The 12,221-nt window shown below is 71.1% G+C and carries 13 protein-coding genes; 11 read left to right on the top strand and 2 right to left on the bottom strand.

The window, feature by feature from the left end:
- Positions 1–98 precede the first annotated feature (98 nt).
- On the bottom strand, positions 99–773 hold the full coding sequence (locus tag ACPYN4_RS00675; protein ID WP_281653026.1) for a TetR/AcrR family transcriptional regulator: 675 nt from the start codon (positions 771–773) through the stop codon (positions 99–101).
- 197 nt (positions 774–970) lie between these two features.
- Between ACPYN4_RS00675 and sucC the strand changes: the two genes are divergently transcribed.
- Together sucC and sucD are read left to right on the top strand one after the other, a co-directional pair.
- Positions 971–2,137 carry an ADP-forming succinate--CoA ligase subunit beta gene (gene sucC, locus ACPYN4_RS00680; protein WP_281653027.1) on the top strand — a complete coding sequence of 389 codons (1,167 nt, stop codon included), beginning with the start codon at positions 971–973 and terminating at the stop codon, positions 2,135–2,137.
- A 41-nt stretch (positions 2,138–2,178) separates the two neighbouring features.
- Positions 2,179–3,081 (top strand): succinate--CoA ligase subunit alpha, encoded by a 903-nt coding sequence (gene sucD / locus ACPYN4_RS00685; protein ID WP_239279828.1) that lies wholly within the window; start codon positions 2,179–2,181, stop codon positions 3,079–3,081.
- A 59-nt stretch (positions 3,082–3,140) separates the two neighbouring features.
- On the opposite strand, the gene ACPYN4_RS00690 is transcribed toward sucD, so the two are convergent.
- Complete coding sequence (locus ACPYN4_RS00690) at positions 3,141–4,553, bottom strand: NCS2 family permease (RefSeq protein WP_424445344.1); 1,413 nt, start codon at positions 4,551–4,553, stop codon at positions 3,141–3,143.
- 78 nt (positions 4,554–4,631) lie between these two features.
- On the opposite strand from ACPYN4_RS00690, the gene ACPYN4_RS00695 reads away from it, so the two are divergent.
- From ACPYN4_RS00695 to ACPYN4_RS00735, 9 genes are all read left to right on the top strand, one after another.
- Entirely contained in the window at positions 4,632–5,882 is a 1,251-nt protein-coding gene (locus tag ACPYN4_RS00695; RefSeq protein WP_281652142.1) for a DUF6350 family protein, read from the top strand.
- Positions 5,879–6,172: a hypothetical protein gene (locus ACPYN4_RS00700; protein WP_281652141.1), complete on the top strand. Its 294-nt coding sequence runs from the start codon at positions 5,879–5,881 to the stop codon at positions 6,170–6,172. Before ACPYN4_RS00695 ends, ACPYN4_RS00700 begins: the two co-directional genes overlap by 4 nt.
- A 4-nt stretch (positions 6,173–6,176) precedes the next feature.
- Positions 6,177–6,770, top strand: coding sequence for a phosphoribosylglycinamide formyltransferase (purN, locus tag ACPYN4_RS00705; RefSeq protein ID WP_281652140.1), 594 nt, complete (start codon positions 6,177–6,179; stop codon positions 6,768–6,770).
- Positions 6,771–6,796: 26 nt separating this feature from the next.
- Positions 6,797–8,401 carry a bifunctional phosphoribosylaminoimidazolecarboxamide formyltransferase/IMP cyclohydrolase gene (purH, locus tag ACPYN4_RS00710; RefSeq protein ID WP_281652139.1) on the top strand — a complete coding sequence of 535 codons (1,605 nt, stop codon included), beginning with the start codon at positions 6,797–6,799 and terminating at the stop codon, positions 8,399–8,401.
- 78 nt (positions 8,402–8,479) lie between these two features.
- Positions 8,480–9,979, top strand: coding sequence for a DNA-3-methyladenine glycosylase 2 family protein (locus tag ACPYN4_RS00715; protein WP_239279823.1), 1,500 nt, complete (start codon positions 8,480–8,482; stop codon positions 9,977–9,979).
- Positions 9,976–10,467 carry a methylated-DNA--[protein]-cysteine S-methyltransferase gene (locus ACPYN4_RS00720; protein WP_239279822.1) on the top strand — a complete coding sequence of 164 codons (492 nt, stop codon included), beginning with the start codon at positions 9,976–9,978 and terminating at the stop codon, positions 10,465–10,467. Before ACPYN4_RS00715 ends, ACPYN4_RS00720 begins: the two co-directional genes overlap by 4 nt.
- A gap of 92 nt (positions 10,468–10,559) precedes the next feature.
- The gene (locus tag ACPYN4_RS00725) at positions 10,560–11,255 is read left to right on the top strand and encodes a hypothetical protein (RefSeq protein ID WP_424445345.1); all 696 of its coding nucleotides are present in this window, start codon (positions 10,560–10,562) and stop codon (positions 11,253–11,255) included.
- Positions 11,256–11,257: 2 nt separating this feature from the next.
- Entirely contained in the window at positions 11,258–11,848 is a 591-nt protein-coding gene (locus tag ACPYN4_RS00730) for an esterase FrsA (protein ID WP_239279820.1), read from the top strand.
- Positions 11,845–12,162 carry a hypothetical protein gene (locus tag ACPYN4_RS00735; RefSeq protein WP_281652136.1) on the top strand — a complete coding sequence of 106 codons (318 nt, stop codon included), beginning with the start codon at positions 11,845–11,847 and terminating at the stop codon, positions 12,160–12,162. The genes ACPYN4_RS00730 and ACPYN4_RS00735 overlap by 4 nt, the downstream gene beginning before the upstream one ends.
- The last annotated feature ends 59 nt before the right edge of the window (positions 12,163–12,221 follow it).

Raw genomic sequence — 12,221 nt, forward strand, 5'->3', positions numbered from 1 at the left:
GGGCGCGCTCGGTGGTGAGTGTTCGTCCCAGGGGTAAGGGTTCGGGCTACGGCGCCGCGCGGGCACCACCAGGGCGCGGGCTACCACCAGGGCGCGGGCTATAGGGACTCGCGCAGCCGGCGGGCGACCTCGGCGCCGGGCATGCGCCGCGGGAAGACCGCGACGACCAGATCGTCCTCCTGCGCCTCGTCCCCGCCGGGGTGCACACCGAAGCGGTGCATCAGCCGGTCGTAGGCGTCGGTGAGCACCGACTCGGGGATGTCCTCGGTGCCGCGCAGCAGCCGCCGCAGCACATGGTTGTGCACCGCGGTGACCGCCGCCGAGAACGCGACCGCGTCCACGGGGTCGAGGCCCGGCAGCGCGGAGCGCAGGTACTCGTCGAACAGGCGCTCGTACTGGAACACCGTCACGATCTCGCGCTCGCGCAGCGCCGGCACCTGCCGCACGACCGCATAACGACGGCGGGCGAGCTCGGGCTCGGCCGCGAAGTGACGGAACACCTCGACGGATGCCGCGCACGCCGCCGCCCACGGGTTCTCGTGCGGGTCGTCCTGCAGGGTGCCCAGCGACGTGCGCAACTGGGCGAGCAGCACCTCGTGGTCGCTGAAGACGACGTCGTCCTTGCCGCCGAATTGGCGGAAGAACGTCGACCGGGAGACTCCCGCGGCCTGCGCGATCTGCTCGACAGAGGTCGCTTCGAAGCCCTGCGCGACGAACAGATCGAGCGCAGCGGCGACGACGGCGTTGCGGGCGGAAGCAGGAGCGGCGGTCATAACGGAGCCAGCCTAGTCACCCGCCTCCGAAAACGGCGGAGGATCCCCGCGCAGGTCACAGCACAGGATGCCACGGAGGCGGTCAGCGCGCTCAGCCGCACGTATTAGGCTGGGGGATCGGTCGATCTCTCGACATCGAGATTTCTTCGGCAGCGGGACACCCCGAAAACCCACAGACGCCCAGCGGAGGATTGCGCGTGGATCTTTACGAGTACCAGGCACGTGACCTGTTCGAAAAGTACGAGGTGCCGGTGCTCGCCGGCATCATCGCCGACACTCCTGAGGAGGCGAAGGCGGCCGCGGAGAAGCTCGGCGGTGTCGTCGTCGTCAAGGCTCAGGTCAAGACCGGCGGCCGCGGCAAGGCCGGCGGCGTCAAGGTCGCGAAGACCCCGGAGGACGCCTACGACGCCGCGAAGGCCATCCTGGGCCTGGACATCAAGGGCCACATCGTCAAGCGCGTCATGGTCGCGGCGGGCGCGCAGATCGAGAAGGAGTTCTACTTCTCGGTGCTGCTGGACCGCTCCAACCGCTCCTACCTGTCGCTCGCGAGCGTCGAGGGCGGCATGGAGATCGAGGAGCTCGCGGTGGAGCGCCCCGACGCGCTCGCCAAGGTCGAGGTCGACCCGCTGACCGGCATCGACGCCGAGAAGGCGCTCGAGATCGCCAAGGCCGGCGGCTTCGACGACGAGCTGGCCCCCAAGGTCGCCGACGTCTTCGTCAAGCTCTACAACGTCTACACCGGTGAGGACGCGACCCTCGTCGAGGTGAACCCGCTCATCCAGGACGCCGACGGAAACATCGTCGCCCTCGACGGCAAGGTGTCGCTGGATGACAACGCGACCGAGGTGCGTCACCCCGAGCACGAAGAGCTCGAGGACAAGGATGCCGCTGACCCGCTCGAGGCGAAGGCCAAGGCATCCGGCCTCAACTACGTCAAGCTCGACGGCCAGGTGGGCATCATCGGCAACGGCGCGGGCCTGGTCATGTCGACACTCGACGTCGTCGCGTACGCCGGTGAGAACCACGGCGGCGTGAAGCCCGCCAACTTCCTCGACATCGGCGGCGGCGCGTCCGCGACGGTCATGGCCGCAGGCCTGGACGTCATCCTCGGCGACGAGCAGGTCAAGAGCGTCTTCGTCAACGTCTTCGGCGGCATCACGTCGTGCGTCGCGGTCGCGGAGGGCATCGTCAAGGCGCTCGAGATCCTCGGCGACACGGCGACGAAGCCCCTCGTCGTCCGCCTCGACGGCAACCAGGTCGAAGAGGGCCGCGCGATCCTCGCCGCCGCGAACAACCCGCTCGTCACCCTCGCCGCGGGCATGGACGAGGGCGCCGACAAGGCCGCCGAGCTGGCAAACGCCTGAACCGCGCTGAGACAGCTGAGACACAAGGACTGAGAACAGAAATGTCGATCTACCTCAACAAGGACTCCAAGGTCATCGTCCAGGGCATCACCGGCGGCGAGGGCACCAAGCACACCGCGCTCATGCTGAAGGCGGGCACCAACGTCGTCGGCGGCGTCAACGCGCGCAAGGCCGGCACGACGGTCTCACACACGGATGCCGCGGGCAACCCGGTCGAGCTCCCGGTCTTCGGCTCCGTCGCCGAGGCCATCGAGGCGACCGGCGCCGACGTGTCGATCGCGTTCGTGCCGCCGGCGTTCACGAAGGACGCGATGGTCGAGGCCATCGACACCGAGATCCCCCTCCTCGTCGTCATCACCGAGGGCGTGCCCGTCGGCGACACCGCCGAGGCGTGGGCGTACGCGAAGAGCAAGGGCAACAAGACCCGCATCATCGGACCGAACTGCCCCGGCATCATCACCCCCGGTGAGGCGCTCGTCGGCATCACGCCCGCGAACATCACGGGCAAGGGGCCGATCGGCCTCGTCTCGAAGTCGGGCACGCTGACCTACCAGATGATGTTCGAGCTGCGCGACCTGGGCTTCTCGACCGCGATCGGCATCGGCGGCGACCCGATCATCGGGACGACCCACATCGACGCCCTCGAGGCGTTCGAGGCCGACCCCGAGACGAAGGCGATCGTCATGATCGGCGAGATCGGCGGCGACGCCGAGGAGCGCGCGGCCGAGTACATCAAGGCGCACGTGACGAAGCCCGTCGTCGGCTACGTCGCCGGGTTCACCGCTCCCGAGGGCAAGACGATGGGCCACGCCGGCGCGATCGTCTCGGGCTCGGCGGGCACCGCGCAGGCGAAGAAGGAGGCCCTCGAGGCCGCCGGCGTCAAGGTCGGGAAGACCCCGTCCGAGACCGCCGCCCTGATGCGCGAGATCATCGAGACGCTGTGATCTGAACGACGAAGGGGCGGATGCTGCGGCATCCGCCCCTTCGTCGTTCCCGGCTCGGATCAGACCCCGAAGGCCGCCTCGATCGGACCGCGGGCGAAGTACAGGACGAAGCCGGCGGCGACGATCCAGAGCAGCCAGTGCACCTGCTTCGCCTTGCCCGAGAACGTGTTCAGCACGACCCAGCTGATGAAGCCGGCGCCGATGCCGTTGGCGATCGAGTAGGTCAGCGGCATGACCGTGGCGGTGAGGAACACCGGCAACAGGACGTTGAAGTCCGAGAGGTCGATGTTCTTGATCTGCGTCAGCATCAGCGCGCCGACGAGGACGAGGGCGGCGGCGGCCACGAAGCCGGGGACGAGGCCGGTCACGGGGGTGACGAACATCGCGAGCAGGAAGAGCACACCGGTGACGACGTTCGCCAGGCCGGTGCGGGCGCCCTCGCCGATGCCCGAGCCGGACTCCACGAAGACGGTGGCCGACGACGACGACGTGCCACCGCCGACGACGGCGCCGACGCCCTCGACGATCAGTGCCGACTTGATGCGCGGGAAGTTGCCGCGCTCGTCGGCGAGGCCCGCCTCGCGAGCGAGACCCGTCATCGTGCCCATGGCGTCGAAGAAGTTCGTGAAGACGAGGGTGAACACGAACATGATGAGGGCGACGAAGCCGACGCGGCCCCAGTCGAAGCCGAAGTCGATGGCGCCCACGAGGCTGAGATTCGGCGCGGCGACGATGCTGCCGGAGAGGCCGAAGTCCGCGACCGGCGTGAAGATGTTCACGATCGCGGCGAGGATCGTGCCGGCGACGAGGGCGATGAGGATCGCACCCTTCACCCGCAGCGCCATGAGGATGCCGCCGATCAGCAGAGTCGCGATGAACAGCAGGGTCGCGGGCGAGGTGATCGAGCCACCGACGCCGAGCTCGAGCGGCGTCCCCTCGGCGGGATTCACGAAACCGGCGTTGACGAAGCCGATGAAGGCGATGAAGAGGCCGATGCCGACCGTGATCGCGAGCTTCAGCTGCACCGGCACCGCGTCGAAGATGAGCTTCCGCAGGCCCGTCGCCGCGAGGAGCACGATGATCAGACCGTTGATGACGACGAGCGCCATCGCCTCGCCCCACGAGACCTGGCCGACGACCGAGAAGGCGACGAACGCGTTGATGCCGAGGCCGGCGGCGAAGGCGAACGGGAGCCGCGTGACGAGACCGAACAGGATCGTCATGACGCCGGCGGTGAGGGCGGTGGATGCGGCGACGGCGGACGGCTCGAGGGTGAGGCCCTCGACATCCGGCGTCGACAGGATCGCCGGGTTCAGGATGACGATGTAGGCCATCGTCACGAACGTGACGATGCCGCCTCGGATCTCGGTGCCGACGGTGGAGCCGCGGCGGGTGATCTCGAAGAAGCGGTCGAGGGCGCCGGTGGGCTCCTGCTCGGCGGGACGGCGGGTGGCCGCGGAAGTGGTTGACATTGATCCTCCTGCGAAAAACGTACTGGGTCGGCGGGGCCACCGACGACCGGCACCGACGGAGGTTAGGGTCGAAGCCGCATGAACCGCCTTCTCGTCGCCGTCCTGGCCGCCATCGACGCTGTGATCGCGGCGGCCGTCGGCGTCGCCGCGGCGCTCGCACCGCTGACCCTCTTTTGGGTGCTCGGCCTCGGCGGCACCGCCGACTGGGCTGCGCTGTGGCCGGCCGCGGTGCGTGTGTGGCAGCTCGGGCACCTCGTCCCGCTGCACATCACTCTCGGGGACGACTACCTGATCGCCACCGGCATCCCGGTGGACGGCGCCCGGTTCGTCGTGTCGCTGGCGCCTCTCGCCTTCGCCGTGTTCACCGCCGTCTTCGCGGCGCGGTCGGGCGCGCGCGCGGCCCGTGCCGGCGCGTGGCTGGTCGGCGTGGCCGCGGGGACGGTGACCTTCGCGGCGCTCGCCGCCGGCATGTGGGCGACGGCGGGCAACCCCGTCGCCGCCGTCTACGGCTGGCAGTCGCTGCTGCTGCCGACGCTCGTGTTCGCCCTGCCGGCGATGAGCGGTGCGCTCGTCGGCGCGTGGCGCCACGGCGACGACGGCCTCATCGACGTTCTGCGCGACCGGCTGGACGCGCACCCGCGGTGGACGGCGGTGCCCGCGGCATCCGCCCGCGCGCTCGGCATCGCCGTCGCCGGGCTCGTCGGCGTGGGTGCCCTCCTGGTCGCCGGCGCGACGATCACCCGCGGCGGCGAGGTGGTGGCCCTCTTCGAAGCCGCGCACGTCGATGCGACCGGTGCCACGATCATCGCGCTCGGACAGCTCGCCTACCTGCCGACGCTCGTCGTGTGGGGAGCGGCGTTCGCCGCAGGGCCGGGCTTCGCGGTCGGCACCGGCACGACGGTAGCGCCGGCGGGAACGAGCCTCGGCCTGGTCCCCGGCGTTCCCGCGCTGGGCCTCATCCCGGAATCGCCCTCGTCCTGGCTGCTGCTGCTCGCGCTGGCGATCGTCGCGGTCGGGTTCGTCGCGGGCGCCGTCGCGCGGGCGCGCCTGGCCGCCGAGCAGGGGGAGGGTGCCGCCCCGCGGCTGGCCACGCTCTCGGCGCTCGTGGTGCTGGGTGGCGTAGCCGCGGCGCTGCTCGCGGCGTGCGCGTCGGGTTCGATCGGGCCCGGCCGGCTCACCGAGACGGGCCCGGATGCCGGCCCGTTCGCCTTCGCCGTCGCTCTCGAGCTGGCGGTCGGTGCCGCGATCGCGCTGTTCGGTCCGGCCCGCACCGATGCCTCCGCGGGGGTCCGCGCGCAGACCCAGTCCGCGAGGACGACGAGACCGTGACGGATGCCGCGGCATTCGCCGACGCGCTGTTCGTCACCGCGGGCGTCACGGCCACAGCCGGTGCGACGGCGCGAGCGGATGCCACGGTCGCGCCGGCAGTGGCGTCGGCCCCGGCATCGGCGCCGGCGTCGACGTCGACAACGTCGGCATCGGATGAGGAGACCGAGCCTTTCGCCCTCCTGGATCCGGCTTTTCTCGACGACGCGCGTCCGGACGCCGGAGAGCCGGACACCGTCGAGCCGGGCGACGACGGCGGGCCGCAGCGCGGTCCGCGCCCGCCGGTAGACTGACCGGGTGCTGAGGGTCGCCGTTCTCATCTCGGGCACCGGCTCCAATCTCCGGGCCCTTCTCGAGGCCGCCGCCGACCCCGGATTCCCCGCACGGGTCGTCGTCGTCGGCGCCGACCGGCAGGCCGACGGCTTCGCCCACGCGGAGGCCTTCGGCATCCCCACCTTCCTCGTTCCGTTCCGCGAGTTCGAGACCCGCGAGGAGTGGGGTCGCGAACTGCAGGCCCAGCTCGAGGTGTGGAGTCCGGACCTGGTCGTGCTGAGCGGCCTGATGCGGCTGCTGCCGGCATCCGTCGTCGACGCCTGGGCGCCCCACCTGATCAACACCCACCCCGCGTACCTGCCGGAGTTCCCCGGAGCGCACGGCGTCCGCGACGCCCTCGCCGCCGGCGTCGCCGAGACCGGCGCGAGCGTCATCGTGGTGGACAACGGTGTGGACTCCGGCCCGATCCTGGCGCAGGAGCGCGTGCCGGTGCTACCCGGCGACACCGAGCACACGCTGCACGAGCGCATCAAGCCCGTCGAGCGGCGCCTGCTCATCGAGGTGGTCCGCGCCATTGCCGCGGGCGACCTCGCGCTCCCCGCCCCCGAACCTCACTGAGCCCCAACCCGAACCTGGAGTCCCGCATGGCCGGTCCTGCCGTCGATCCCACCCTCTACCGTCCCCGCGACGTCGTGCCCGTCCGCCGCGCACTCGTCTCGGTCAGCGACAAGACCGACCTGCTGCCCCTGGCGCAGGCGCTGCAGGCCGCGGATGTGGAGATCGTCTCGACGGGCGGCTCGGCGGCGCTGCTGCGCGAGGCCGGCATCGCCGTCTCGGACGTCTCCGAGATCACCGGCTTCCCCGAATCGCTCGGCGGCCGCGTGAAGACGCTGCACCCGAGCGTGCACGCGGGGCTGCTCGCGGACCTTCGACTGGAGGACCACGAGACCCAGCTGGCCGACCTCGGCATCGAGCCGTTCCAGCTCGTCGTGGTGAACCTGTACCCGTTCGTGGAGACCGTCGCCTCGGGCGCGACCGGCGACGCCGTCGTGGAGCAGATCGACATCGGCGGCCCCGCGATGGTCCGGGCATCGGCGAAGAACTTCGCCAACGTCGCCATCGTGGTCTCGCCCTCGTCGTACCCCGCGATCATCGAGGCCGTGGGCCAGGGCGGCACGTCGCTCGCGCAGCGCCGCGACCTCGCCGCGCGCGCCTTCGCGCACACCGCCGAATACGACCGCGCCGTGGCCACGTGGTTCGCCGAGCAGACGCTCGCGGGCGAGGATCTGCCGCAGCACCTGACGATCCGCGCCGAACGCCTCTCGACGCTGCGCTACGGCGAGAACTCGCACCAGCGCGCCGCCATCTACACCCGCGTCGGCGGTCACGGCATCGCGCAGGCCGAGCAGCTGCAGGGCAAGGAGATGTCGTACAACAACTACGTCGACGCCGATGCCGCGCTGCGGGCGGCTTTCGACATGGTCAAGCCGGCCGTCGCGATCATCAAGCACGCGAACCCGTGCGGCATCGCGATCGCCGCTCCGAACGCGCTCGACCCCATCGCCTCGGCCCACCTGCGTGCGCACGAGTGCGACCCCGTGTCGGCGTTCGGCGGCGTCATCGCCGCCAACCGCACCGTCACGCTGAAGATGGCCGAGAACCTCCGCGACATCTTCACCGAGGTCATCGTCGCCCCCGACTTCGAGCCCGAGGCGCTCGAGGTCTTCAAGCTCAAGAAGAATCTGCGCGTGCTGCGCCTGCCCGCCGACTGGCGCCAGGAGCCCATGGACGTACGGCTGCTGTCGGGCGGGCTGCTGCTGCAGGATGCCGATCGCTTCCCGGCTGAGATCGAGTCGCTCGTCGACGGGTGGGAGCTCGTCGCCGGTGAGATGCCCGCCGACGACGCGAAGTCGAACCTTGCGTTCGCGTGGAAGGCCTGCCGTGCCGTCAAGAGCAACGCGATCGTCCTCGCGCAGGGGTCGGCGACCGTCGGCATCGGCATGGGCCAGGTCAACCGCGTCGACTCGTGCCGCCTGGCCGTCGAGCGGGCGGGGGATCGTGCCGCCGGATCCGTCGCAGCATCCGACGCGTTCTTCCCGTTCGCGGACGGCCCGCAGGTGCTCATCGACGCCGGCATCCGCACCATCGTGCAGCCCGGTGGATCGGTGCGCGACCAGGAGGTCATCGACGCGGCGCGTGCGGCGGGCGTCACGATGTTCTTCACCGGCGAGCGCCACTTCTTCCACTGACGCGCGTCGCCTCGGACGCGTCACCGTCGTGTCCGAAAACCGCGAGCGCCAGGTCGCGGCGGGTGGCAGGCTGGAGGCATGTCCACCGCCGCGATGACCTTCGACGAGCGCTACCGCGCGATCGACGCGCGCGACGCGCGGTTCGACGGCCAGTTCGTCACGGCGGTGCGCTCGACCGGCATCTACTGCCGGCCGAGCTGCCCCGCGCGCACCCCGAAACCCGCGAACGTCACGTTCTACCCGACCTCGGCGGCCGCGCATGAGGCGGGTTACCGCGCGTGCAAGCGCTGCCTGCCTGAGGCGGCGCCGGGGTCACCGGAGTGGAACCTCCGCGGTGACGTCGCCGGCCGGGCGATGCGGCTCATCGCCGACGGGGTGGTCGAACGCGAGGGCGTGCCCGGCCTTGCCACCCGGCTCGGCTACTCGTCGCGCCACCTCACGCGGCTGCTGACGGCCGAGCTCGGCGCGGGGCCCCTCGCCCTCGCCCGTGCCCAGCGCGCTCACACCGCGCGGATGCTGCTCGTCGCGACCGATCTGCCGGCCGCCGACGTCGCCTTCTCGGCGGGATTCGCGAGCGTCCGCCAGTTCAACGACACCATCCGCGAGGTGTTCGGCATGACCCCGCTCGCGCTGCGCGCGCGACGCCCCTCGGCGGCGAGCGCCGGAGCCGATGGGGCCGCGCTCGGCGCGATCGATCTGGTGCTGCCGCACCGCGGTCCCCTCGACGCCCAGGGGCTCTTCGCCTGGATGGCGGCCCGCGCCGTCGCGGGCGCGGAGAAGACCACGGCCGGCGGTTTCGCCCGCACCCTGCGCCTGCCCGGTGGGCCGGCGTGGTTCGAGCTGCGCGTCGACGCCGCCGGGCGCGTCCGGCTGCGCGCCCGCCTGGCGCACCTGCGTGACCTGCCGGTGCTCGTCGCCCGCGCCCGCCGCCTGTTCGATCTCGACGCCGACCCGATCGCGGTGGATGCCGCGCTGTCGACCCACGCCGAGATCGCGCCGCTCGTGGCGCGCGTGCCCGGCATCCGCGTGCCCGGCGCCGCCGACCCGCACGAGATGCTCATCCGCGCGATGATCGGCCAGCAGATCACCGTCGCGGCCGCGACGACGGCGCTGACGGCGCTGACCGACGCGCTGGGGGAGCGGATCGAGGGCCACGACGGGCTCGACCGGCTGTTCCCCACGATGGCGGCGATCGCGGAGCGCGGTGCCGAGGTGCTGCGCGGGCCTGCCGCCCGCATCCGCGCCGTCACCGGCGCCGCCGCGGCACTCGCCGACGGGACGCTGACGCTCACGAGCGGGGACGACGGCCCGTCCCAGCGGGCGGCGCTGCTGGCGATGCCCGGCATCGGGCCGTGGACGGCGGATTACGTGCGGATGCGGGTGCTCGGCGACCCCGACATCACTCTGCCCGGCGATGTCGCCGTCCGCGCCGGTGCTGCAGCGGCGGGCATCCCCGCCGACCCGCGCGGCTTCGCCGAGTGGGCCGCCCGCACCGCGCCGTGGCGCAGCTACCTGACCGCGCACCTCTGGCGCGCGAGCACACCCACCCTGAAACCGCAACGCCGGGAGACGACATGACCGCCACGATCCAGACCATCGACACGCCCGACGGCGCCTTCACGATCCTCGCCGATGACCGGCAGCGCGTGCTGGCGAGCGGGTGGACCGCCGACCCCGCCGCGATTCTCGCCCGGCTCGCGTCACCGCCCGCGGAGGTGCGCGAGGGCCAGGCGGATGCCGCGGCCGCCGCGCGGGCGTACTACGACGGCGATCTGGCAGCGATCGACGATGTCGAGGTGGTGCAGACCGGCACGGCGCTGCAGCGCGCCGGGTGGGCGGCGCTTCGCAGGATCGCGCCGGGCGCACCGCTCACCTATGCGGAGTTCGCCGCCGCCCTGGGAAGCCCCGCCGCCGTGCGAGCCGCCGCATCCATCTGCGCCCGCAACGCGCCCGCTCTGTTCGTGCCGTGCCACCGGGTGCTGCGCACCGGTGGGGCGCTCGGTGGGTTCGCGTGGGGGCTCGATGTCAAGCGCGCGCTGCTGACCCGCGAGGCGGCAGCCGGCTGACGCCGGCACCGCGCGATGGGGAGTTCTCCCCATCGAGGGCCTCCGCCGCGGTCGAGTAGGGTCTTCGCAGGGAGGTGGGCACCGTGGGAATGATGCTGCCGAATGAACTCATCTGGGTGATGGAGAAACTCGGATTCGAGTGGCCCGACATCGACGAGGACGAGCTGCGCCGCGGCGGGCACATGGTCGGAACGTTCCGCGACGACCTCGAGAGCAAGCTGCAGGCCATGGATCGCAAGGTCAACGGCGACCTCGCGGCGGCGCTGCAGGGGCAGGCCGGGCCCGCGTATGTGAGCGCCTGGAACACGAACCGCTCGCAGAACCTGCAGAAGCTGCTCGACCTGCTCGGCCCGGTGCCGGCGGGGATCGAGGTCGCCGCCGGCGCGGTGCTCGCGCTGAAGATCAAGGTCATCGTCGATGTGACGACCACCATGATCGCGCTCGTCGCGATGCTCACCAATCCGGTGACCGCGGTCGGCGCCGGGCCGATGCTGATCATCAAGAAACGGCTGCTGAACGCTGCCGTCGACATCGCGGTGGAGCAGGCGCTGAACCAGGTGCTTCCGATGGTGATCGAGCCGCTGACGGAGCAGCTGCCGGGCGTCATCATGGCGGCGCTGGAGTCGCCGATCGTGGAGGCTGTCGCGGGGGATCCCGACGAGTTCTACGCCGACCTGCAGGCGCTGGAGCAGGCCCAGGGCGAGATGGAGCAGCACGCCGCCGACGTCGAGTCGCTGACCGAGCGCCTCATGTCCGACCTCGCCAGCCTCAACATCGGAGGTGACTGACAGTGGGGATCGGCAGTGCGGTCATCCGACCGCTCAAGAACGCGCTGGACGACATGCCGGTGCACGTCCGCCAGCTCTCAGACATGTTCCGTCGGCACGGGCAGCGCCAGAACCGGACGACGGGGCGGGTGAACGACCTCGACGCGGCCGAGACGCGTACACCGCAGATCGCGCAACCGTCAGGTCGTCCTGGATTCCACGCGGACGGCACGATCAACCCCGCCGACTTTCGTACCCCGCGCGATGGGGCCTATTACTGGTCTGGCATGTACCCGCGCAATGGCGAGGAGATCGCGGGCCGTATCGCTAGCAGCAACAATGCGACCACGCTGGAGATGCTCATCGATTCGCGTGGGATCGAGATGCCGGAGTGGGATGCCGACAACCCGGCTGTCGTCGACACCTGGACCCGTGCGTCGGAGGCCTACGCGGCTGGCGCTTCGGGCGAGGTGCGCGCAGTATTGGGCGACAATCTGCGACCGGATGCCGTCTGGTGGACGGAGCTGGACAGGCTGAAGGCGAACGACGACGTCACCCGGGTGATCCGGGTGGATCCGGACACTCTGGCTGAGTCTGTGATCTGGCCGGAATGAGCGAGGGAGACGCTGTGGTGGATGAAGGACTGAGCGAGGCGGTCATCGCCTATCTGGGCAAGGGCAGGTCCTCCTTCCCGCGCACCGATGAGGATGCCGTCGCGACGCTGGCGGGCGCCGTGGGCCGTCCTGACCTGTTGGCGACGGTGAAGGCGCTCGTTGCTGAGTGCCTCGCCGTGCCGGTGGACTGGACGACGCGGTCGCTCTCGGAGGGCGGGCGCGAGGCGCAGGCCGTCATGGCAGAGCGTCATCCGGAGCTATCGGCGGCAGCGCTCGAAGCCCTCTACTGGATGTTCACCTACAACTGGCGATGAGAAAGCGACGCGAGGCTCGGCCATGCTGATGAATCATCACGCCGGCGCACGTCGTTACT

The sequence above is a fragment of the Microbacterium sp. CH-015 genome (assembly GCF_049707015.1).
GTDB classification, from domain to species: Bacteria; Actinomycetota; Actinomycetes; order Actinomycetales; family Microbacteriaceae; genus Microbacterium; species Microbacterium aurum.